Genomic DNA, 23,478 nt, shown 5'->3' with positions numbered 1-23,478 from the left:
GATTTTTAGTTATTTCTTTTGATTGACCATAATTTCGTCAATTAGGCCATAGTCTTTTGCTTCTTGTGCAGTCAAGTAATTGTCGCGCTCAGTATCCTTTTGAATCTTTTCAAGTGGTTGACCGGTTGTTTCATGTAAAATCTTGTTGATTTTTTCACGACTCTTTAAAATTTCGTTGGCTGCGATTTGGATATCAGTTTGTTGCCCTTGTGCTCCGCCAAGTGGTTGGTGAATTAATACGGTTGAGTTTGGTAGAGCAAAACGCTTGCCCTTAGCACCACTGGTCAAGAGGATGGATGCCATTGAAGCAGCCATACCAATAGCGATGGTTGAAACGTCCGATTTGATAAAGTTCATGGTATCCATGATTGCCAAGCCGGAAGTAATTACACCACCAGGTGAGTTGATGTAAAGGGAAATGTCCTTAGTATTGTCTTGCGCATCAAGGAATAATAATTGGGCAATAATTGTATTTGCCATATCATCATTAATTTCACCACTAAGCATAATAATTCTATCTTTTAATAAACGCGAATAAATATCATAAGCACGTTCGCCACGAGCCGTTTGCTCGATAACTGTAGGTACAAGCATATTTCTGCCTCCTGATTTTACTTTCATATCTTTTAGCACTCAATTAAGTACAGTGCTAATTAAATCACTTACATTAAAAGCTGTCAATGAAAGTGTATTAATTTTGTATTCTAAGTTTCACTGTTTTTATTATATAATGTCAAGAGTAAACTAAATTTTGGAGGAATAATTTTGAAGCTTTTTAAGAAAATAGCGACGATTACGATCACGTTGATTGTTGGTTTATCTGTAGCCACCGGACTATTTATTTTGCCAGTTGAGGCGGATACAACTACTCAACCACCTGTTCAAGAGGATTCAAGTAAAACAAAGACGATCACTAATTCTGATAATGAAAACAATGGTGAAGAAGCAGAAGACATCGACGGCAATAATAATGGTGATTCAACTTCTCAGAATCCGACTGATGATAAAAAGCCGGTTAATCCCGATGATAACACTAAAAACAACAAGAAAAAGAAGCCTAAGCAAGTAGTTACTGGTTATTCAATGATGACTAAGGTAGCTGGTAATAAAAACTATAAGGTTTGGCAAGATGTAAAAAATGGTAAAGTTACCAAAAAAGTAGCAGATGGAATCAGTTTTCAATATAGTCACATTCAATCCGATCAATTAATTGAAACAAAAAATGCTCGTTATTGGCGTATCTACGTTAATGGCCGCTTAGTTGGCTATGTTAATGAAAACTACTTTGCTAGAAATCAAATTGCTGTTCCCAAGACTGTCTCTTTAGTTCGTAACGATTTCTACCAATTTTCTTCTAGGGATGCTATTTCTTATGTAACAAACTCAATGGGAACAGTTATCAATAATAGTAATGTCAAAATTTCTCGCGAGTATATTTCTTGTTCAAAACCAAAAACCTACAATGTTAAATATACATATGGTAATGCGACAGCAACTGTTAAAGTCACAATAAGAAAAAGTACAAAAGAGGGTATTGCGGATCCAGATGTAACAAATTCATTCCCATCCCAAAGCGGTACTAACGAGCACCAAGCATGGAAGACACATTATGGTTCTTCAGTTAATTATATTAGTCCAACTGAATATACTCCAGAAACCGACACACACACTTTAACTAGTGGTAATTTGACTTTAAAGACCAGATTTTATCAACCAGTTCTTCTTAGTGTAAAAGACCCAAACGATGACAATATCAACCGGGTTGGCCATATTCCTGAAGGTGTGACTGTTTCAAACGGTTGGGCCTATACAAGCCTGTTAAGTCATACTTATTTAACTTCTGGTCATATTGTTGGTTATAACTTAAATAAACTTACAAACCCATACAATGCGCAGCATTTACTTGATATGTCTCAAAAGGACTTTAACAACTATGTTAAACATATTAAAGTAAGTCCATACATTCCGATTGGTCATGGTCAGGCAATGGGTGCTAGTGATAAGTATATTTATGTTTTGAACAATGATAATACTTTGAAAGAAACTACTGACTCAGAAGAACTCATCCAAATTCGAAAGAGTGATTTACAAATTAACAAGATTTGGACAATTAAGACTTGGGTTGGAGATGAAGCCAATTCGCGCTATTTCCACAATGGAGTAATGATGTCTGATTACGAAATGTACACGGTTTACCATGATACTAAGAACAATTGCTATGAATACTGGCAGCTGACTCGTACCGGCGATAATTGGTATCCAAAATTAGTTGGTAAGACAGATGGCAACTTTGTAAACAATAATTCACCTGTTCAAGGCTTTACTTATGATCCTGAAAACAAGAACTTCTATTTAGCCTTTAACGATTTAATCTTTAAGATTGGTCGTGATGGTACTTTGAAGGACCATTATTCCTTTGATACTGGTCGCGAGATTGAAGGTATCTCCGTAAGTAACGGTCAGCTATATGTCAATTTAGCTCAACGGGCTGAGTTATTAGTAAGTATGAGAATTGACTAATTTGAGTAAAAAAATAAGAGCCTTTCAGCTCTTATTTTTTTCGATTTTTTTTTGACAATCTGGACAAATACCGAATATTTCAAGGTGACTAGTCGAAGTAACAAAACCAGTCTGTTTTTCAGCTTCTGCGCGCATATGGTTTTCAACCGTTTCAAAATCCGGATAATAAACATCGGCAATTTTACCACATTGTTTACAAATAATGTGAAAATGCGGTTCAACAAAATAATCATAATGAAGAGAATCATCACTATTTTTAATTTCGACGACTATACCGGCGTCAACAAGTTTATTTAAAGTATTGTAAACCGTTGCCCGATAGGTTGGTTCGCTACCACTGATAGCTTCAAAAATATTGGCAGCCGTGGGATGATTATGGTTTGACATAATGTATTGTAGGATTTTCAGCCGTGGTTTTGTTACTTTCAAATTATGTTCACGCAGTAAATCTTCGGCTTTATTAAGATAGTCTGACACAGTTTTATCTCCTCATAGTTATACCCATAGTTTAGCATTAAACGGCATAAAAAAACCGTCTTTTACAAGACGGTTTTGATAACTTGGTTGATATTATTATGCTTTTGCGTCTTGATGACGTTTAATTGTTGGTAAAATCATTCCAAGTAACAGTAAAACAATTGGCGTAGCAATATTCAAGCCTAAAGTAAACGGATCGGTTGAGTACATGCCCATTAAACAACAAGCAATTGTAACAATTAAGCCCCAGACGCCAAGAGTATATGCTAAACCTTGGTGTTTGGTCATTTCGTAATTTTGGCCATTGTGGAATTTAGATGCTTGTCGACGTAAGGCGATGTAAGCAAGAAATACCCAAAGGTAACGCATTGGCATTACAATAGAATTTAATTTGATCAGCTGGGCCATAACTGCTTGAGCGTTGGGCATAACGGCTTGAAGTACAATTAAACCACCTGATAAGCAGACAACCATCCAAATACCGTTAATGTAAGCACCATGCTTGTTAACTTTTAACAACTTCTTGGGAATGTAATCCTTAGCTTCTTTACTACCTAAGAGAATTCTCAAAGGAGCATCAATACTGATTACTAAAGCAGAAAACTGACCGATTACGTTGCACCATGAGTAGATGTACATGAATAAGCCACCAACGCCATAATAGTCTCCTAATTTTCTAAAGGCCATGTATGGTCCATTAGAAATGTACTCGTTCAGGTTTGCATTAACAACCTTAGGATCAAACATTAATGCTAACGCAATTGTTCCTAAAATTGCAGAAATCATTACCATGGCAGCTAGACCAAGCATTGACTTAGGGAAGTTGCGGGAGGGATCCTTCAATTTGTTAACATATGGCGAAATTTTTTCAGCACCACCAACTGCAAACACTAAGATGGATAAAGAAGTAAAGTACTTGACATTGAAATCAGGTACAAAGTTTCTCCAATTCCAGTTAATGCTGTTAAGGCCAGCATGAGGATTAATCATTGGTGCCGCATACATCATGATGATAAACAGAATCGACATGATAAACATTGAAGATCCAGCAATTGTTGACAGAGTCTTAATAACCGGAACTCCGCGGCTAGCAACCCAACAGAAGAACAGGAATACAACCAATGTTGCTAGCTGCGTCCAAGTTGTAGGTAAGCTATCGTACCAGTTTGTGTTACCAAAGATACCCCAAGCCATACCTCTTAAGCCGCCTGTACCTTTACTTGAAATGTAAACGACGTGCACAGCCCAGAAAGTCCAACCAGCGTAATATGCCCATTTTGGACCCATAGTAGCATTGATCCATGAGGCTACACCACCTTCAGAATTCTGGAACACTGAACCAAGTTCACCGACCATTAATGCGTACGGAATGAAAAACAAAAGGAAAATAATAATCCAACTGAGAATAACTTTTGTACCATCAAAATAGATGAACCCATTGACAACATTACCAAAGCTCCAAACAATGGAGAAGGCCATAGTTGCTAGTGTGGGCCACATCATTTTTTTGGAATTTTCTTGCGATTGCTCCATAATTCTAATACTCCCTAAATTAAAAAACATAATAACCCCAACATTGTAACCCATACATTGGCAAAAAGCCATTTTTTTTAATCTAACTGACTAGAGTCGAAGAAAGTGTTGATTTAACAACTTAAAAGTGTGAAACTAGATGTGTTGCTTTGAAAGGTGGAGTTAGATTGAAGAAAACACTTAATTATAAACTGCTAATTGCTGGCTCGTTAGCTGCAATTGGCTTATTTGTCGGGGGTAATAATTCACCTGTATGCGCTAAAAACTATCGTAAAGCTGTGACTAAAATTGCTGGTGATGATAACTATGCTGTTTATCATCATGCTTCTAAGAAAGGACCATCAGGTAAATTCACTTCAACTAAGTACTTTAAACATGCTCAAATTCAATCAAAGAAATCAGTTTCTACGAAAAAAGGCACTTTTTGGAAAATTATTGTCGATGGCCGTCCGGTAGGTTGGGTAAATCAGAACTATTTTGCTAAAAATAAAATTTCTGTAGTCAACAAAGTTAGCTTAGTTCAAAACGACAGTTTTTCATTTAATACTAGAGACGCAATTAACTACGTTACTGATAGTACAGGTACTGCAGTTGATGCAAAAAAAGTCAATGTATCTCAAGTAAATATTAGTTCGGCAACTCCTGGTCAAACTACGGTAGAATACAGTTATGGTAATGCTAAAGCGAATGTTGATGTGACTGTTCGCTCTGATAAAAATGAAGGTGTAACCAGAACTATCAAGAAGCCAATGCCGGGACCAAACGAAGTGACTACCTGGAAAGGCAGCTCAAAATCAACTTCAAGAAATTGGAATGCTGCTCATAATTTTACATTTGAAACCAGACCAAATACATTTAAAGCCAACGGCCTAATTTTGAAAACTAAGTTTTTCCAGCCACGTTTTGTTAGTCTTGATTATGGCAAAGCTGCCGATAAGATGGGACAAGTCGGCGTGATTCCAGAAGGAATTACAGTTCGTGGTTCAAGTTTTACCGTTGCTGTTTTTAATTCGAGTAGTGATCAATACGGCCATCTAGTTTCTTATGACTTAGACCACCTTAATAAGTATGCCGCTCAAAATTTGCCAGGGTTAAAATGGTCAAAGTTTAAGCAATATGCAGCCCATATTAAAGTAAGTCCATATATCAAATTAGGACACGGGCAAGCAATTGGTTCATCAGCTAACTATATTTATGTAATTGCCAATGATAATTTATCTAAAAACTCAAATGCTTCTGAAGAAATTTATCAAATTCGAAAATCAGATATGATGGTTAACCAGATATGGAGTTTTAAGATTCGCAATGGTTCGTCACCGCGTTATATTCACAATGCCACTTTCCCCGATGATAACACTATGTATTGCTTATTCCATAATGGTAGAAATAATTGTTATGAATATTGGAAAGTCACTCGTGATGGTGACACTTGGACACCAGAAGAAGTTGGTGCAACCAAGGGTAACTTTGTAGGTAATCAATCTCCTGTCCAAGGTTTTACTTATGATCAAAAACATGACCAGTTTTATATTGGATTCAATGATTATATTTTTAAAGTTGCAAAAGATGGTACATATAAGAAAACCCACCGCTTTAATGTCCGCCGAGAAATTGAAGGCTTGTCAATTTCTGGTAATAAGATCTATGTAGAATTTGCTCAACGCGGAGAGCTAACTGCCGGTAAAACTAAATAAAAAAGAAAACCAGCTTGATGTGAAGCTGGTTTTTATATGGAAATGGGGTATTGGTGGATCATTAATTTTAGGTTTTTTTTGGCTCAGTTATTTCTGCATTAGCAATTACATCTTTATTCGATATTATTTGGCCAATTGTGCCATGGGCTTGTCAGGTTCGGCTTATGCTATTTTGGCAATCTGGGATTAGTAGAGAACTTCAAATTTTTCCAGCTTTTGAATATATAATTCCAGTAATTATCACAACTATATTCATTTTTTTAGCCAATAGGTACTTTAACAATTGGCAGGGTACAAAGAGTAATGAATAATACTGCTGAATTGCAATACTGTTTTGATGCCGACTAAATAATACAGTCGATTTCATAAAAAAACAAGTTATTAAACATAACTTGTTTTTTTATAAAATGCATGATGGGTCCTCTGAGAGTCGAACTCAGATTTTAAGAACCGGAATCTTACGTGCATCCACTCACAAGAGTCCAAATAACAGGTAGATTTTAGCTTAATCTAGAAAAAAGTTTTATGTGACTTTTATAAATATCAAGATAATGAGAAAAGTAATAGTTACAGAGCAAAGCCAATTAACAGCATATCAGATATTCGTAGTTAATAATAGAAAACTAAGAATCAACTCGTTCAATTTGGTTAGTTTTTATATGCTACTAAAATTATGAAACAAATAATCAAAAAAGTTTGTGGCAACTACGTTATTAATAAAATAATGCTAAAAAACAATGTTGATGCTATGTAATGTGTTTCAGAAAATGAAACACTCTTTCTTCGAAAAAATCATTAAATCATAAATACTGAATTTAGTTTCGAAAGCGCTTTTTTGAATGTATATTGGAAATGAAAAAAATAATAGAATATTCAAAAAGGAGATTCTGACATGGAAAAAAGAGATTACATTGATACCTATACATATTCAAAAAAAGAAATGCAATTTATGGTTGATTTAGGTTTGAAAATTAAAGAATCAATAGTAAATGGGTATTATCCTCAGCTCTTAAAAAATAAAAATCTAGGAATGATCTTTGAACAAACTTCGACACGTACACGTAATTCTGCTGAAGCAGCAATGTCCGAATTAGGAGGTCACGCTCTTTATTTGGCACCTGGTCAAATTCAATTGGGGGAAGATGGACATGAAACTCTGGATGATACAGGTCACGTTTTGGGTCGTTTGCTTGATATCATTGGAGCACGAGTTAATCATCACGAAGAAGTGGAAGGACTAGCAAAATACTCTAAAGTACCAGTAGTGAATTTTATGAGTGATAAGAGTCATCCGACTCAGGCTTTAGGGGACTTGATAACCATTGAAGAACATTTACCAGAAGGTAAAAACCTTGAAAATGTGAAACTGGTTTTTGTAGGTGATGCTACTCAAGTTGCGATTTCAACAATGTTTTTCTGTGCCCAGATGGGAATGGAATTTGCTCAATATGGTCCGAAGTCAAATCAAATGCCATTGGATGTATTAGAACATGCTAAAAAGATTGCTAAAGAAAATGGTGGAACAATAGAAATTTCAGACAATGAAGAAGTTCTTAAGAACGCAGATTTTATTTATACTGATGTCTGGTATGGTCTTTACGACAAAGAGCTACAAAAAGATGAGTATATGCAAGTCTTCTATCCAAAATATCAAGTTAATGACGAATTACTTGGAAAAACAGATAATCGGGATGTTAAATTTTTACATTGTCTACCAGCCAATCGAGGAGAGGAAGTTACAGATTCAGTTCTTGATGGAAAACACTCAATAGCTTGGGATCAAGCTGAAAATCGGAAAACAGCTATGCGAGCAATTTTTGTTTATTTGCTTAATCCATGTATGAAATCAGCATCAGAAGCTTTAAGCGAAAAATATGAAGGTGAAATAGATGAAATGCTTTCAAAAGAACCATATAGAAATAATGGAGAATTGGGTATTAAATACTGACTTTCAAAAGAATGTAGGTGCAAATTATGCAAACTAAAGTTTCCGAAAAGAATGAGTTCGAAACTAAAAACATTAATCGTTTATTCTTAAAATATGGTTTTGTTACGCTCGCAGGAATGTTTGCTCAGTGCATAATGGTAATACTTGAAGCGGTTATTATGGGCAACGGGCTGGGAGCAGTTGGTCTCGCAACAATTAGTATTATTATGCCTCTTGAATTAGTTAATGATGCTATTGGAACTGGACTAGGTATAGGCGTTTCTACTATAGCGGCCCAATATAAAGGACAAGGAAAAGATAAGAAGGCACGTAAGATATGGAATGACGGTTTTTGGTTTACTTTAATTTTTTCGCTTATTTTAGCTATTTCAATTGCTGCTTTCGCCAAACCTGTAGCAGTTGCTTTAGGAGCAAAAGGACCAGTTATAGAAATGGCAACGCAGTTTATACGCGTATTTATGATTAGTTACCCATTTTGTTTCGTTGGACAAATAGGCATACCAATGCTAAGAGTTGATGAAAAGCCAGGAATGGCGAGTTGGATAACTGCTATTGCAGCTGTTATAGCAATTTGTGAACTTTATTGGGGAATTTTCATTGCACATATTGGAATTATTGCCTCAGCTATCTATTACGGTTTAAGCATTGGTATCTTCTGTTTATCGTTCATTCCATTTTTTAATCAAAACAATAAATATCATTTATCGCTCGATTTTAAATTTAATTGGAAAGATTTGAAGAGAGCCATAATACTTGCAATGCCATTTATCCTAATTACTTTGTCTAGCGCTGTGTATAACTGGGTAATGAATGTAGTTTTAGGACATTTTGGAAATAACAATGATATAGCGGCATTTGGTCTCATTAATGGATATATTTTTTACGTTTTAAACATGATTACCACTAGTTTGATGCAAGGAATGCAACCCATTGCCAGTGACAATTACGGAGCTAAATTAAATTCGCGTTTAGCTCAACTACTTAAAATAAGCGTGCTTTCAAATACTATATCAGTAGGAGTTTTAACAGTAATTTTTGCTGTTTTTGCTCGGCAGATTACATCAATTTTTACTTCAAGTGCGACAATTGTTAACCTTACTGCTAGTTCAGGACTCATTGTAGTGGGGCTCACAGCTTTTGGTTCTGCAGTAAATATGATGTCCGGTTACTATGAAGCAATTGGTAAAGCTGGAATTTCAACATTTCTAGGAGTTCTAAAATTTTTGATATGCGCTAGTCCACTTGCACTGTTGCTTGCTTATACAGTTGGCGTAAAAGGAATTTGGTTTGCACAACCAATTGCCGACATTATTTCTTTCATTGTAGCAATCGGTTTTCTAATGAGAGAAATAAGGAACGACAAGAAAGAAGAACTGTAATGATTTATGCTGACAAGATTGTAAAAAGTAATCAAATCTGGACAGGCAATACTGATGAAACTATTTACGGTGGAATTGCAATTAAGAAAAACCGAATTATCTATATTGGGTTTCAAAACTTAAATGATTACATTGGTCCAGAAACAAACATTTTAGATTTTGGCGATGATTTAATAATACCTGGCATTCATGATGCTCATGTTCATATGCTGATGACTGCTTTGATGCATTCAGGAAAATGCCCTGCTCTTTATAATACTAATTCTGAAAAAGAATGTGCAGAGATTGCTTGTCAATATTATAAGCCAAAGAATCTAATTGGCGGTTGGCTTATCGGAATGGGATGGTATCAGCTATTGTGGAAGAATAAAACTTTACCTACAAAAGATAGTTTAGATGAATATTTTCCTAATACACCGGTATTTCTAATTGATTCAAATGCTCATACTGCTTGGTTAAATTCTGAAGGTCTGAAAACACTAGGATTCAATAAAGAAAATTCTGAGAACAACGAAAATATCAGAAAGTTTGAAAACGGTGAGTTAACCGGGATTATTGGCGAAGCCACGTTTATGAGAATAGCAAGTAAAATTCTTACTTCTGATGAAACAGCCACAGCTGAATTGTTTATTGATACTATGCAAGAAATGAACAAATTAGGAATTACACAAATTGATGATGTTGCAAGTAGTGCTGTAGCTGATTCAGATCAGATTGCTGATCATAGTTGGAAGAAACTTGAAAATGAAAATAAACTAACTGTCCGAGTTAATTTGTATCCAACCTTATTAGATGATTTTACGAGGATACATCAAATGACTATCGAGTGTGGTAGAGCAGAAAATGATTCAATGCTGGGAGTAGCTGGTTTTAAATCGTTTTTTGACGGAGTTTCAAGCATGCATACAGCGTTTTTATCAAAACCATATAGTGATGCAAAGTCATCAAATGATGTTGGTCATTTAACGGTCGAACCTTCTGTAATGGAAAGAAGAGCCTTAAAAGCCGCAAAAGTAGGCTATAACATCAAAATTCATGCTATAGGAGATGGCGCAGTTTCGAAAGCCTTGGACATTTATGAAAACGTTGAAAAAGAGTTAGGCGAAGGTATGCTCAAAAACGTTCAGTTTAATATTGAACATCTGGAGAATATTGAAGAAAAAGATATTGAAAGATTAAGAGATTTACATGTTATTGCATCGGTTCAACCTGCGCATACTTTAATTGACCCACGAGGAGAAGAAGCCGATCTTGGAACGCTTCGAATTAAAATGATGTGGCCTTTTAGGCATTATCTGGCAAGGGGAGTTAAAATCGCTTTTGGAACGGATTCTCCAGTAGTTGATTTTAATCCTTTTGAAAGCATTTATAATGCAGTTACCCGAAAATCGATAAACGGAGGTAATGCTTGGGAAGTCCAAAATAGCATAAGTATTTCAGAGGCATTGAAAGCTTACACTTCTGGATCAGCCAGTTGTTCAAGCCGTCAAAAAGATGTAGGAACACTTGAAGTTGGCAAATTAGCTGACTTAGCAGTATTAAATGAAAATATTTTAAAAGTAGCACCAGATTTGCTGCTCAACACTAAAGCAGTTATGACAATGGTTAACGGAAATATAGTATATAGGAGATAAAAAATGAAAACTTTAAAATCAAGTCCAAAGAGTGATGGTTATAGAATGCCGGCTGAGTTTGAATCTCATAGAGGAGTTTATATTCTTTGGCCAGAGAGACCTGATAACTGGAGAAATGGTGGAAAACCAGCTCAAAAAACGTTTGTTGATGTTGCTACCGCAATATCAAAATTTGAACATGTGACGGTAGGAGTAAATGATGATCAATACGAAAATGCCGTAACTATGCTTCCTGATAATATTGAAGTTATTGAGATGTCAAATAATGATTCATGGATACGTGATTGTGGGGCTACATTTGTTAAAAATGACAAGGGAGACATACGCGCTGTAGATTGGCATTTTAATGCCTGGGGTGGCTTAGTTGATGGCTTGTATTTCCCTTGGGACAAGGATGATCACATTGCTCAGAAAATGGCGGAGCTTGAACACGTTGATCGCTATCGTCTAGACGATTTTACCCTTGAGGGTGGTTCAATTCATACTGATGGCGAAGGAACTTTAATTACTACCGAAGAATGTCTTTTATCAAAAGGAAGAAATCCGCAGTTATCTAAGCTCCAAATTGAAAAAGTTTTGAAAGAATATTTAGATTTGGAGAAAGTGATTTGGCTTCCGAAAGGAATTTATTTAGATGAAACAAATGGTCATGTGGATAATATTGCTAACTTTGTTTCGCCTGGTCATGTTGTATTAGCTTGGACTGATGATAAGAGTGATCCGCAATATGCTGCTTCAAAGGCTGATTTGGATGTGTTAGAAAATACTACTGATGCAAAAGGGCGAAAAATAAAAGTTACAAAGTTATATTTACCTAAACCGGTTAAAATTACTAAGAAAGAATCGGAAGGAGTAGATGCTGTAGATGGAACACTTCCTAGAATTGAGGGTGATCGCCTAGCTGCTTCTTACGTTAATTACTATACAGCTAATGATGGAATTGTATTTCCGACGTTTAATGATCCAAATGATGAGAAGGCTAAGATAACTTTACAAAAATGCTATCCAGATCGCAAAGTAGTAGGAGTTCCAGCACGAGAAATTATTCTTGGGGGTGGAAATATTCACTGTATTACTCAGCAAGTACCTAGATAGGAGAAGTGGAAGATATGTCTGCTAAAATTTTAGTGGCTTTAGGTGGGAACGCAATTTTAACAAAAGATGCAAGTGCTAAAGCTCAGAGAGAAGCACTCAGAAAAACTAGTAAACAACTAATTAAGTTTGTTTTAAATGGGGATAAATTGATTATTGCACACGGAAACGGTCCCCAAGTTGGGAATCTTTTGTTGCAACAAGCTGCTGGTTCTACCAAAGAGAATCCTCCAATGCCTATTGATACAGCTGTAGCTATGACTGAAGGGAGTATTGGGTATTGGCTGCAAAATGCTCTTGATGAACAACTAGCTCAAAATCATTTATCTCAAGAGGTTGCAACAGTTGTAACGCAAGCAATAGTTGATCCTAATGACCCATCGTTTAAAAATCCTACAAAGCCAATCGGACCATTTTATACTAAAAAAGAAGCTGAAAAAGTAAAAAAAGAAAATAGCAATTTTATTTTAGTAGAGGATTCTGGAAGAGGATATAGAAGAGTTGTACCGTCTCCTATGCCTATAGTAATAAAAGAGAGTAATATTATTAAAGCAATTATTGAATCTGGAAATATTCCTGTTGCTGTGGGCGGTGGTGGCATGCCTGTGGTAAAAGAAGGATGTCGACTAGTAGGAAGGGAGGCAGTAATAGATAAAGATTTTGCTTCTGAAAAACTCGCAGAACTAACTAATGCAGATAAGTTTATCATTTTAACAGCAGTGGATAATGTTTATATAAACTATAATCAACCTAGTCAAGAAAGCCTTGGTAAAATAAAAGTTGCTAAGATAAAAGAGTACCTTAAACAAAATCAATTCGCTAAAGGATCAATGCTACCGAAAATTCAGGCAGCAATTGCCTTTGTTGAGAAAAGTAAAAATCCAAAAGCTGAAGCTGTAATTACATCTTTGGAAAATGTCGAAAACTATTTAAACTATGGCGAGGGAACTATTATAACAAAATAAAAAGCTGTATTAATACGTATTTGTTAAGCTTAAAAATTATACTAATGTATATTTATCCTAAAAAAGCATAATGTCTCACTGGCAATATGCTTTTTTATCTAGTTATTATATATATATTGGTAAAGTACTAGTTCCATAATTATAGCTACAGAAGTTCTTGAGCCAATGTCGATATCATTAATCCTTAGGCAATCTGTGAATAAATAGAAATTTATATCACTGAGATTTTGAATTGTGTTATTATCGGCTCCTGTTATAGACACAATTAATGGAGTACTATCTAATTTTATCAAATCGCTAATTAATTCAATGAATTCCTTGTTTTCACCATTAAAACTCATTATAAACACAATACTATTTTTGCTTATTTCCTTTGAAATTACCTTACGGTAATTATAGTCGGACGGAAAAAACACCCTGAACCCAGCCATAGAATAAATGAATTTAATATACTCAACCAAGTGCTTGGTTGTATCTTTGGCAAAAAAATAAATATCAGGTTTTTGCTTTAATTTGTCGGCTACTAATTTTAATTGTTTATTCTTTATAACTCGAATAGTTTCTTCAATATTTTTTAAATAACTTTCCCGATATGATAGATTCTCAGTGAAAAAAATATTTTTGTTTGGATTTTCTTTTTCAGTAATCAAAGTGAATTTGATTACTGTTGCAAATTCGCTATAACCTGAAAAACCAATTTTTCTGACGAATCTTATAAAGGTGGCTGGCGAAACATAAGCCATAGCTGCTACTACTCTAATACTTTTGCCAGTAATTTCTTCCATATTAGAGATAACAAATTCGAAAAGTTTATGCTCATTTTCAGTGAGGTCCTTTAAGTGTGAACCGACTATTTCAAAAAAATTCATTTTGACCTCCTAAAAAATGGGAATTGCTTTTATGATAGTATGAAGGCCACCTCCACCGATTAAAATTTCTCGAACCGGAAATGGAATAATCTTTCTTTCAGGGTATAAACTTTTGAGTTTTTCTTCGGCTATTTTATCTTGAGGATCACCAAACTGGGGGAAAATAATTGCACGATTCAAAGTAATATAATTAATGTATGTAGCAGTTAGAATTTGTCCAATCGTTCTGGCCATTAAACCATTAATTAAGTCGATACCTTCAGATTCTTTTGCAGTCAATTTTTGAGCTTGAGGAATTTGAAATTTATTTATTTTGAGTTTTCTTCCTTTTGCGTCGGTAGTGTGACTAAGAATATCGAAAGCTTCTTCACAAGCAGGAAAAAGTTCACTATTTTGGTCATCAGTCCATGTCATAGCTATTTCTCCTGGTTTAATAAAAGAAACCATATTATCAATATCTCCACCCGTTTCATCAAGAAAATAACCGTGCTTTAGCCAAATGATTTTTTCAGCCCCTAAATACTGTTCTAATATTGTAGATACGAACTTCTTTGATAAGCCGTTATTTCTATCTTCGGCTAAAAGAACATCTTCAGTTGTGATTACTGTTCCTTCGCCATCCGTGATTACTGAGCAGCCTTCAAGGACATGATCAATCGAATAATAATCAATGCGAAGAAGGCTGGCCACCTTAATAGCTAATTGATCATCTTTGTCCCAAGGAAAATATAAACCATCGATTAGGCCACCATACGCATTAAATTTAAAATTAACTGCTCGAATTCGTCCGTGATTATTTTTGACAAAAATTGGTAGTGTATCTTGTGCCCATGCATCATCAGATGACATTTCGAGCACTCTAGCATATTTTCCTACCTTGTTTTTTGCATTTAAATATTGATTTTCGTTAACGAGCATTGTTATAGGCTCAAATTTACTGATTATCTTGGCTAGCTTGGTAAAAGCTCTTTGAACAGGTTTAGCCCCGTTTCGCCAATTGTCAGGTCTTTCTGGCCATATCATAAAGATTTCCCTTTGAGGAGCATAATCTGGAATCATTTGATATTTATCTTTTTTTGGAGTTGATTGTCTAATTTCCATATATTTTCACATTTCCTAAACAAGTAGATATTTCTATTTTACTTCATCAATAAATAATAGAGTACTTATTTATTTTAGATATGTAAACTAAAGGAGTGGTAAATAGCTTGAAAAAGCTATTTACCACTCCTAACATTTTTATAGAAGTGGGCCCCCTGAGAGTCGAACTCAGATTTTAAGAACCGGAATCTTACGTGCGATCCATTACACTAAGGGCCCAAATAACACAACAGATAGTATACCAAAAAACTGTTAGAGTTAAAATCTTTTTGCAAAAAATAAGCTATTAGAAAGGGTAAATAGTCTTAATTCGTAGTAAAAGATATTTTTTTAATAAAAGTTGCAATATAAAATAGCTAATGAAGTTTCTGTATGGTAAATTCACTTTAGCTCAGTGCTTATTTAAAGACAATTAAAAGAAAGTAAAGGTATAAGATGGATAATTTGTTACAAGAGTTTATTCAATATGCAAAATCATTAAAAGGAGCTGATGTTTATTATCGTGATGACTGGCAGTGCTATTATTTTTCCTTGCTGGGTAAGTGTTTTGGAATGATGTTACCCGACAAAATCACTTTAAAAGGAGATCCAGATGAAAACCTTATTTTACGCAAACAATATCATGATGTTATTCCAGGATATTATGCGAATAAGGTCCATTGGAATAGTATTAAATTGGATACCGATGAGCTCACTCCAGATAATATTAAAAAAATGATTAACACTTCATATAATCTGGTGTATCAAAAACTTTCAAAAAAGGATCAAAAACAAATTGATGAAGAAAGTTGAAGACCTTACAGACAAAGACACTTATAAATGTAATTTTTAAAAAAAGTATGGATCTTTAAGTAAAATAATGTCAGTATTAAATACTTTTGTTTTACTTGAATTATTTAAATGAGGTTGATATACTATAGATGTCGATTGAGGAATGGGAGATTTTAATATAGCTAAATCTACGTTTCTCATATATTTTTAGACAATCCGGGACGTTTTTTGACAAATGATGGGTCGCAAGTGTCCCGGAAGAAAGAGAGAATAAATGTACTCGCAAATTCCAGTGCTTGAAGCTCTCGTTCCTGACATTTTAAAGGTTTTTCGCCAAAGGTATCTTATCCTTGAGCAAATTTCGCATAATGCACCAATTGGTCGTAGAAGTGTAGCTCAGTCTTTAGGACTTTCTGAAAGAAATGTACGAACTGAAACCGAGTATCTTCGTGAACTTGGTTTAATTGAAATTAAGAGTTTTGGCATGTTCATGACGGAAAAAGGACAGAAGATACTGCAAGATGCAGCTCCTCTAGTTGATCGTCTGTTTAATGCTCGCGAAACTGAAATCAATCTTGCGCAAAAATTAGGTATTGAACGGACAATTATTGTTCCTGGTGATAGTGATTTGCAAGAGTTGGTTTATGAAAGAATGGGTGAAGAGTTGAATTCAGCTTTGGACCTACTCTTACCGCTTGGGCATTCGATTATTACAGTGTTAGGCGGTGAAGCCCTTGCAAAGTCAGCTAGAAATTTGTCTAAAAGGCTAAGTAAAAATCGGCAGTTGGAATTTGTACCTGGTCGTGGGGCCCTGGGCGAAAATGTTGCTATCCAAAGCAATACAATTGTTCAGGAGATGGCGGCTGTGACTGGTGGCAGATATAAGACTTTATATTTACCAGAACAAGTTTCCACGGAAGCTTACAAGTCACTAATTCGTGAATCAACAGTAGCTGATGTACTTGAAGATATTTCAAAAACTGATGTCGTAATTCACGGAATCGGGCTAGCTCATGATATGGCACGCAGAAGAGGATATGATTCAATTCGTTTATCGGAACTGCGTGAAAAAAAAGTCGTCACCGAGTGTTTCGGGTGTTTCTTCGATGGCGAAGGTAAGATTGTCGATCGTGTGCAACAGGTTGGCTTACGGTTCGAGAATCTAAACAAAATACCTCACATATTTGCTTTTGCTTGTGGTAGCCGTAAGGCCAAAGCAATTAAAGCATATATGCCTAATGCTCCTCATCAAACCTGGTTAATAACTGATGAAGGAGCCTCAAAGATGATTTTAAAGGAGAAATAATTCTCATTTAAAATAAATAGATGTTTATAGTTCTTAAGGAGGACTTTAGAATATGACAGTTAAAATTGGTATTAACGGCTTTGGCCGTATCGGTCGTTTAGCATTTCGCCGTATTATGGACTTAGGCGAAAAGTCAAAGGATATTGAAGTTGTTGCAATCAACGACTTAACTACTCCAGCACTTTTGGCTCACTTATTAAAGTATGATTCAACTCATGGTACTTTTGACCACGAAGTTTCAGCTACTGAAGATTCAATCGTTGTAGATGGTAAAAAGTACCGTGTTTACGCAGAACCTCAAGCTCAAAACATTCCTTGGGTTAAGAACGATGGCGTTGACTTTGTTCTTGAATGTACTGGTTTCTACACTAGCAAAGCTAAGTCACAAGCTCACCTTGATGCTGGTGCAAAGAGAGTTCTTATTTCAGCACCTGCTGGTAACGACTTGAAGACTATTGTTTACTCAGTAAATGATGATACTTTAGATGCAAGCGATACAATTGTTTCAGCTGGTTCATGTACTACTAACTCTTTGGCACCAATGGTTGATGCTTTGCAAAAAGAATTTGGTGTTAAAGTAGCTACTATGACTACTATTCACGCTTACACTTCAACTCAAATGCTTTTGGACGGACCTGTTCGTGGTGGTAACATGCGTGCTGCTCGTGCTGCTGCAGTTAACATTATTCCTCACTCAACTGGTGCTGCAAAGGCTATTGGCCTTGTTGTTCCAGAATTGAATGGTAAAGTTAACGGTCACGCACAACGTGTTCCTGTTACTGATGGTTCATTAACTGAATTAGTTTCAATCCTTGACAAGAAGGTTACAGCTGATGAAGTTAACTCAGCAGTTAAGAAATATGAAAGTCCTTCATTCGCTTACAACGATGACGAAATCGTTTCAAGTGATGTTGTTGGTATGACTGCTGGTTCAATCTTTGACCCAACTCAAACTATGGTAACCACTGCTGGTGACAATCAATTAGTTAAGACTGTTGCTTGGTACGACAATGAATACTCATTCACTTGCCAAATGGTTCGTACTTTGTTGAAATTTGCTACTCTTTAATCTATAAATTGATTACTGTTAGTAGTAAAGAGAAGGCGGAGGGAGATTCTTCCTTCCGCCTTTTTTTCAAGAGAAAATAATTAAGTTATCGGAGGATATAGATGGCTAAATTAATCGTTTCAGACCTTGATGTGAAAGATAAAAAGGTTTTAGTTCGTGTTGATTTTAATGTTCCTATTAAGGATGGTGTGATTGGTGACGATAACCGTATCGTTGCGGCTCTACCAACTATTAAGTACATTATTGAAAACGGTGGTAAGGCTATTTTGCTTAGCCACTTAGGTCGGGTTAAATCAGATGCTGATAAAAAAGAGCTATCGCTTAAGCCGGTTGCTGAGCGCTTAAGTGAATTGTTGAAGAAACCTGTGACTTTTGTTCCTGCAAACGAAGGAAAAGAAGTTGAAGATGCAATCAACAAGATGCAGGACGGCGATGTTGTTGTTCTTGAAAACACACGGTTCCAAGATATTGACAATGACTTTGGTAAACGTGAAAGCAAGAACGATCCAAAATTGGGTGAGTACTGGGCATCTCTTGGTGATATGTATGTTAATGATGCGTTTGGTACTGCTCACCGGAGTCACGCTTCCAATGTTGGTATTGCTGAAGCAATGAAGAAGGCTGGTAAACCTGCAGCAGCTGGCTACTTGATGGAAAAAGAAATCAAGTTTTTAGGTGATGCTGTAGCTAACCCAGTTCACCCATTTGTTACTATCCTTGGTGGAGCTAAAGTTTCTGATAAGATTGATGTTATTACCAACCTGATTCCTAAATCAGATCACATTTTAATTGGTGGTGGTATGGCTTACACTTTCTTAGCCGCACAAGGTCACGAAATTGGTAAATCTTTGTTCGAACCTGATAAGGTAGAACTTGCTAAGCAATTGCTCAAAGAGGCTAATGGTAAGATTGTATTGCCTGTTGATAACTTGGCAGCAACTGAATTTTCAAATGATGCTGCTCGTAAAGTAGTAGAAGGTGATATTCCTGAAAACATGATGGGACTGGACATTGGTCCTAAGACTGTTGAAAAATTCAAGGATATTCTCAAGGACGCTAAGACAGTTGTTTGGAATGGGCCAATGGGTGCCTTTGAAATGTCAAACTTCGCAGAAGGTACTTTAGAAGTTGGTAAAGCTTTAGCTGAATTGAAAGATGCTACTACAATCATCGGTGGTGGTGATTCAACTGCTGCTGCTAAGCAATTAGGTATTGCTCCTAAGATTACTCATATTTCAACTGGTGGTGGAGCATCTCTTCAATACCTTGAAGGCAAGGAGTTACCTGGAATTGCCTGCATTTCAGATAAATAAGCTATAGGAAAGGACGTCGATTAAATGCGTACACCAATTATTGCTGGTAACTGGAAGCTTAATATGAATCCAGAGCAAACTGCTGAATTCGTTTCCGCTGTTAAAGGTAAGTTGCCAGCCGCAAGTGAAGTAGAATCATTGATTTGTGCACCAGCCGTTGACCTTGATGCTTTGAGAAAAGCTGCTCAAGACTCTGAATTACGTGTTGGTGCTGAAAATGCCTACTTCGAAGATGAAGGTGCTTTTACTGGTGAAACATCACCTAAAGTTCTTAATGAAATGGGTATTAACTACTGTATTATTGGTCACTCAGAGCGTCGTGGTTATTTCCACGAAACTGATGAAGACATCAATAAGAAAGCTAAGGCTTTATTGGCTAATAATGTAACCCCAATTGTTTGCTGTGGTGAGTCACTTGAAACTCGAGAAGCTAATAAGCAAGAAGAATGGGTTGTTGGTCAAATTAAGGCTGATTTAGAAGGTTTAGCAGCTGATCAAGTTTCTAAACTTGTTATTGCCTACGAACCAATTTGGGCAATTGGAACCGGTAAGACTGCTAGTTCAGATCAAGCCGAAGAAATGTGCAAGACTATCCGCGACACTGTTAAGGACTTGTACAATGAAGAAACTGCTGAAAACGTTCGTATTCAATACGGTGGTTCCGTAAATCCAGGTAACGTTAAAGAGTTAATGGCTAAGCCTGATATTGATGGCGGTTTAGTCGGTGGTGCATCACTCAAGCCAGATTCATACTTAGCTTTAGTTAATTACCAAAACTAATTTTTAACTGTACTAATAAAAAGTCTCTGCTAATTGCAGAGGCTTTTTTGATTGAAAAATAATTTATTTTTAAATAAATCTTCATTAATTGCTGGTAATTTTCAATTTAAAGAATACACTGAAATAAATGGTTTAAGAAAGAAGGCACCATTATGAAAAAAATAAAACTATTGCGTTGCTTGCAACAGCTATTACCTTATTTTCAGCTGCGAGTTATATAGTTGTCAAACCTACACAAGCAGAGGCAGTAAGTGCTAAACAAGAAGTGATGCTTAAGGCAAACCCAAACACCGGTGAAATTTATGATCAGTTCTTTAGATCAGCGGAATTGGCTCAAAAATATCACGACTATCATTTCGCGGATTTAAACTATCATTCTGTCACCGTCAATTAGAAAAATACTAATATAAGATAAAGAGTTCATTTTTGTGAGAAAACTGGTATAATACTTAATTATCTTAGGGTCACAGGAGGCCAAAAATATGAAAAGTAGAAAAATTATTACACTGCTTGCTGCCGCTGCCGTTACTTTGACTTCTGCTACAACTGTAGTAGCTAATCAACCATCGCAAGCTCAAGCTGCCAGTGTCAAGAAGAGCAAATATGGCTTTGCTAAGTCATTTACTTTCCCCACAACTTGGCGTGGCAAATGGTATAGCACTAATAACTTGACTCCAAGTCCAATGAACATTCAAAAGTCTGCTTTTGATACACCGTGGACAAATGAACATGTAAAAACTGTCAAGATTGGTAAAGTTAAGGGGACTAATAAGTACCCGTGGCAAATGTCTAAGACCTGGAAACAAAAGAATGCAGATATTTTTGCAAAATATGCTAGGGTAACGACTAAGAAGATGGACGGCAATAAGTGGACAGTTGTGAGTCCAGTCGATAAAAAGTCAACTAAAGAAGGCTATGCATTCATTGTTAAGAATGAAACTGTTGATGGAAAAAATATAGCAGTTTTATTCCAAGCAAATCCTCAAGATGGCAAAGTTAGAAACCAATTCTTCACTTCTGAAGAGTTAGCTAAAACTTACGCTACGTATGAGTTTAAGGATATGACATACAGTAAAATCAATCCTAGAGAATAGTCTATTAGTATAGAAACTGTAACTACTGTAAATGGTAGTTACAGTTTTTTTGTAAAGAAGAAAGTTGTAAAAGTATTGAAAGTACTTTTCAACCAGTTTGGTCAAAATATGAATTCGATTACCTTTGCCATTATTTTCTTGTACATGCCATAAATGTAATTTCAGTATCAAGTTAATGAGCATAAGCAGGCTACGACTTAATAGTAAAAATTACAGTAATCATAAATCATTTCTTATAATTTCATGGTTTAATCCCACATCATATAAGTTTGACATCAATTAAAAAACTTAGTAAAATTAAAATTATATTAAAATTAAAAGAAGGAGGATAAAATGAGTCGATACATAAAGAGGCATATTATTTCAGTTGCAAGTGCTTGTCTCTTGTTACTATTTAATTCCTTACTTCAAGTTTTTGCTGCCACTAAAATGGCCGAACTTGCTAATTACTTAATTGCGAAAAATGTTAAACGTTTTGGTCAAGTTCTAATATTGATATTTGTGCTTTGGTTAATTTCATTCATTATCTCTTTTCTGGAAAATTATGTACAAGAAAATGTAACGCAAGATATTCTAAGTGATATTCGCAAGGATATAGCTGCGAGTTTAATTACCATTCCGCAAAGTAAATTTAAACAAAAACCTGCAGATTACTATGAATCTTACCTTCAAAATGATGTAAATTTGATTCAAAAAGAAGGAGTAAATACTTTCTTTTTAATTATTAAATTTAGTGGTAACGCAATTTTTTCTTTAATTGCTTTGTATGTTTATAGTTATATTTTATTTATTACTGCAATTTTGTTGGTTGCTTTAATTGTAGTGGTTCCGCGATTTTTAAAAAGATATCTTACGACCGGTGTTGAAGAGATTTCTCGGGCAAACGAGAAGTTTTTAAAGTACTCCAGCAGTGGTCTTCACGGTTATGAAACGCTTTATGCCTTTAATGCTCTTAGAGAAATTAAGAAATTAGTTGAAAAGGGTTCTTCAGCATTAAAGAAAGCTAATGTTCATAACACGGTTAGACGTTCTTTTGTTGACATTATAACTGGTGTAATCAATATCGGAAGTCAATTGCTTATTCTTGGTATCACTGGCTTTCTACATTTTCAAGGTGAATTAAGTGCTGGAGCAATCCTATCAACTGCTGAACTGGCTACCAAGGTTTTTGATTCCGCGGGAATTATTAATCGATACTTTGCTCAACTACTTTCAACGTCCAGTATTTTTAAAAAATTCGCAAATCTTAGCAATCAAGCTGAAAGTGAACCAAAGCCTTTTAACCAGACAGTATTTTCAGTTTGTTTTGATTCACTTGAGTTTAAAAATGTATCGTTCACATATTCAAATACAGATAAAAAAATTCTATCTGATTTTTCCTATATTTTTACAAAAGGCAATTTATATAAACTGAATGGCGAATCGGGCCGGGGAAAATCTACGCTACTAAAGCTTGCAACACATCAACTTTTACCAGATAAGGGTACAATTTTACTTAATGGAGTAGATATTAACACAATTCCGCAACATATTATTAATTCAATCATTATTTGGGTGCCACAGGTTATTAGTATTTTTCCTCAATCAATTGACTATAATATTGCGCTTGGACGAAAAGTCGATGCCAAACAAATAATTCAAGCCAAGCAAAGTTTTGGTATAAATGACCACTGGAGCTATGATTCCCTGTCAGGTGGCGAAGAGCAGCGCGTTGCCCTAGCTAGACTTATTGACACAAAAGGTAAATTGATATTGCTTGATGAGAGTTTTTCCAGCATTGACTTGGAAACTACTCAAGAACTAATGAAAAGTCTCCTTAGTCAAGTTGACTCCTTGATTTTGATTTCCCATAGAAATGAAGAAATCTCAGGCTATTCATTTGAAAATTTATCGATGAATTAGTGTATATAAAAAGCATCCTATTGGGATGCTT

General features: G+C 35.5%; 19 protein-coding genes. 14 read left to right on the top strand and 5 right to left on the bottom strand.

Features of this window, described 5'->3' with window-relative positions:
• Window positions 1-9: 9 nt before the first annotated feature.
• The gene (clpP, locus tag AC2JF9_RS02475) at window positions 10-594 is read right to left on the bottom strand and encodes an ATP-dependent Clp endopeptidase proteolytic subunit ClpP (RefSeq protein WP_500725173.1); all 585 of its coding nucleotides are present in this window, start codon (window positions 592-594) and stop codon (window positions 10-12) included.
• A gap of 360 nt (window positions 595-954) precedes the next feature.
• Between clpP and AC2JF9_RS02470 the strand changes: the two genes are divergently transcribed.
• Window positions 955-2,520, top strand: coding sequence for an SH3-like domain-containing protein (locus AC2JF9_RS02470; RefSeq protein WP_500725388.1), 1,566 nt, complete (start codon window positions 955-957; stop codon window positions 2,518-2,520).
• A gap of 24 nt (window positions 2,521-2,544) precedes the next feature.
• On the opposite strand, the gene AC2JF9_RS02465 is transcribed toward AC2JF9_RS02470, so the two are convergent.
• Window positions 2,545-2,997: a Fur family transcriptional regulator gene (locus AC2JF9_RS02465; protein ID WP_500725172.1), complete on the bottom strand. Its 453-nt coding sequence runs from the start codon at window positions 2,995-2,997 to the stop codon at window positions 2,545-2,547.
• A gap of 96 nt (window positions 2,998-3,093) precedes the next feature.
• A complete protein-coding gene (locus AC2JF9_RS02460; RefSeq protein ID WP_500725170.1) occupies window positions 3,094-4,530 on the bottom strand; it encodes an APC family permease in 1,437 nt (478 codons plus the stop codon).
• 167 nt (window positions 4,531-4,697) lie between these two features.
• On the opposite strand from AC2JF9_RS02460, the gene AC2JF9_RS02455 reads away from it, so the two are divergent.
• The 6 genes from AC2JF9_RS02455 (at window position 4,698) to arcC (ending at window position 13,242) form a co-directional block, all read left to right on the top strand.
• Window positions 4,698-6,224, top strand: a complete 1,527-nt coding sequence (locus tag AC2JF9_RS02455; RefSeq protein ID WP_500725169.1) for an LBA0864 family S-layer associated protein — start codon at window positions 4,698-4,700, stop codon at window positions 6,222-6,224.
• 892 nt (window positions 6,225-7,116) lie between these two features.
• Window positions 7,117-8,172 carry an ornithine carbamoyltransferase gene (argF, locus tag AC2JF9_RS02450; protein ID WP_500725168.1) on the top strand — a complete coding sequence of 352 codons (1,056 nt, stop codon included), beginning with the start codon at window positions 7,117-7,119 and terminating at the stop codon, window positions 8,170-8,172.
• A gap of 26 nt (window positions 8,173-8,198) precedes the next feature.
• A complete protein-coding gene (locus AC2JF9_RS02445) occupies window positions 8,199-9,551 on the top strand; it encodes an MATE family efflux transporter (RefSeq protein ID WP_500725166.1) in 1,353 nt (450 codons plus the stop codon).
• A complete protein-coding gene (locus tag AC2JF9_RS02440; protein ID WP_500725165.1) occupies window positions 9,551-11,185 on the top strand; it encodes an amidohydrolase in 1,635 nt (544 codons plus the stop codon). The genes AC2JF9_RS02445 and AC2JF9_RS02440 overlap by 1 nt, the downstream gene beginning before the upstream one ends.
• Before the next feature lie 3 nt (window positions 11,186-11,188).
• Complete coding sequence (aguA, locus tag AC2JF9_RS02435; RefSeq protein WP_500725163.1) at window positions 11,189-12,280, top strand: agmatine deiminase; 1,092 nt, start codon at window positions 11,189-11,191, stop codon at window positions 12,278-12,280.
• A 14-nt stretch (window positions 12,281-12,294) separates the two neighbouring features.
• Window positions 12,295-13,242: a carbamate kinase gene (arcC, locus tag AC2JF9_RS02430; RefSeq protein ID WP_500725161.1), complete on the top strand. Its 948-nt coding sequence runs from the start codon at window positions 12,295-12,297 to the stop codon at window positions 13,240-13,242.
• 98 nt (window positions 13,243-13,340) lie between these two features.
• On the opposite strand, the gene AC2JF9_RS02425 is transcribed toward arcC, so the two are convergent.
• A complete protein-coding gene (locus AC2JF9_RS02425) occupies window positions 13,341-14,111 on the bottom strand; it encodes a MurR/RpiR family transcriptional regulator (RefSeq protein ID WP_500725160.1) in 771 nt (256 codons plus the stop codon).
• 9 nt (window positions 14,112-14,120) lie between these two features.
• Entirely contained in the window at window positions 14,121-15,212 is a 1,092-nt protein-coding gene (gene aguA, locus AC2JF9_RS02420) for an agmatine deiminase (protein ID WP_500725159.1), read from the bottom strand.
• A 435-nt stretch (window positions 15,213-15,647) separates the two neighbouring features.
• On the opposite strand from aguA (AC2JF9_RS02420), the gene AC2JF9_RS02415 reads away from it, so the two are divergent.
• The 7 genes from AC2JF9_RS02415 (at window position 15,648) to AC2JF9_RS02385 (ending at window position 23,447) form a co-directional block, all read left to right on the top strand.
• Window positions 15,648-16,004 carry an MmcQ/YjbR family DNA-binding protein gene (locus AC2JF9_RS02415; protein ID WP_500725157.1) on the top strand — a complete coding sequence of 119 codons (357 nt, stop codon included), beginning with the start codon at window positions 15,648-15,650 and terminating at the stop codon, window positions 16,002-16,004.
• A gap of 253 nt (window positions 16,005-16,257) precedes the next feature.
• Complete coding sequence (locus AC2JF9_RS02410; RefSeq protein ID WP_500725155.1) at window positions 16,258-17,289, top strand: sugar-binding transcriptional regulator; 1,032 nt, start codon at window positions 16,258-16,260, stop codon at window positions 17,287-17,289.
• Window positions 17,290-17,341: 52 nt separating this feature from the next.
• Entirely contained in the window at window positions 17,342-18,358 is a 1,017-nt protein-coding gene (gene gap, locus AC2JF9_RS02405) for a type I glyceraldehyde-3-phosphate dehydrogenase (RefSeq protein ID WP_500725154.1), read from the top strand.
• Window positions 18,359-18,459: 101 nt separating this feature from the next.
• Window positions 18,460-19,671, top strand: coding sequence for a phosphoglycerate kinase (locus AC2JF9_RS02400; RefSeq protein WP_500725153.1), 1,212 nt, complete (start codon window positions 18,460-18,462; stop codon window positions 19,669-19,671).
• 24 nt (window positions 19,672-19,695) lie between these two features.
• On the top strand, window positions 19,696-20,451 hold the full coding sequence (gene tpiA, locus AC2JF9_RS02395; protein WP_500725151.1) for a triose-phosphate isomerase: 756 nt from the start codon (window positions 19,696-19,698) through the stop codon (window positions 20,449-20,451).
• A 482-nt stretch (window positions 20,452-20,933) separates the two neighbouring features.
• The gene (locus tag AC2JF9_RS02390; RefSeq protein WP_500725150.1) at window positions 20,934-21,545 is read left to right on the top strand and encodes a hypothetical protein; all 612 of its coding nucleotides are present in this window, start codon (window positions 20,934-20,936) and stop codon (window positions 21,543-21,545) included.
• 333 nt (window positions 21,546-21,878) lie between these two features.
• The gene (locus AC2JF9_RS02385; protein WP_500725149.1) at window positions 21,879-23,447 is read left to right on the top strand and encodes an ATP-binding cassette domain-containing protein; all 1,569 of its coding nucleotides are present in this window, start codon (window positions 21,879-21,881) and stop codon (window positions 23,445-23,447) included.
• The last annotated feature ends 31 nt before the right edge of the window (window positions 23,448-23,478 follow it).

This window comes from Lactobacillus sp. C449L, from assembly GCF_059900815.1.
The sequence above is the reverse complement of the archived record's forward strand: the minus strand, read 5'-3'. Positions and strand labels throughout refer to the sequence as shown.

Coding starts and splice junctions, on each gene's coding strand:
- arcC (WP_500725161.1), top strand. CDS start 12,295: ATGTCTGCTAAAATTTTAGTGGCTTTAGGTGGGAACGCAATTTTAACA.
- AC2JF9_RS02385 (WP_500725149.1), top strand. CDS start 21,879: ATGAGTCGATACATAAAGAGGCATATTATTTCAGTTGCAAGTGCTTGT.
- AC2JF9_RS02410 (WP_500725155.1), top strand. CDS start 16,258: ATGTACTCGCAAATTCCAGTGCTTGAAGCTCTCGTTCCTGACATTTTA.
- AC2JF9_RS02425 (WP_500725160.1), bottom strand. CDS start 14,111: ATGAATTTTTTTGAAATAGTCGGTTCACACTTAAAGGACCTCACTGAA.
- aguA (WP_500725163.1), top strand. CDS start 11,189: ATGAAAACTTTAAAATCAAGTCCAAAGAGTGATGGTTATAGAATGCCG.
- AC2JF9_RS02445 (WP_500725166.1), top strand. CDS start 8,199: ATGCAAACTAAAGTTTCCGAAAAGAATGAGTTCGAAACTAAAAACATT.
- clpP (WP_500725173.1), bottom strand. CDS start 594: ATGCTTGTACCTACAGTTATCGAGCAAACGGCTCGTGGCGAACGTGCT.
- gap (WP_500725154.1), top strand. CDS start 17,342: ATGACAGTTAAAATTGGTATTAACGGCTTTGGCCGTATCGGTCGTTTA.
- AC2JF9_RS02460 (WP_500725170.1), bottom strand. CDS start 4,530: ATGGAGCAATCGCAAGAAAATTCCAAAAAAATGATGTGGCCCACACTA.
- aguA (WP_500725159.1), bottom strand. CDS start 15,212: ATGGAAATTAGACAATCAACTCCAAAAAAAGATAAATATCAAATGATT.
- AC2JF9_RS02400 (WP_500725153.1), top strand. CDS start 18,460: ATGGCTAAATTAATCGTTTCAGACCTTGATGTGAAAGATAAAAAGGTT.
- AC2JF9_RS02415 (WP_500725157.1), top strand. CDS start 15,648: ATGGATAATTTGTTACAAGAGTTTATTCAATATGCAAAATCATTAAAA.
- AC2JF9_RS02440 (WP_500725165.1), top strand. CDS start 9,551: ATGATTTATGCTGACAAGATTGTAAAAAGTAATCAAATCTGGACAGGC.
- tpiA (WP_500725151.1), top strand. CDS start 19,696: ATGCGTACACCAATTATTGCTGGTAACTGGAAGCTTAATATGAATCCA.
- argF (WP_500725168.1), top strand. CDS start 7,117: ATGGAAAAAAGAGATTACATTGATACCTATACATATTCAAAAAAAGAA.
- AC2JF9_RS02390 (WP_500725150.1), top strand. CDS start 20,934: ATGAAAAGTAGAAAAATTATTACACTGCTTGCTGCCGCTGCCGTTACT.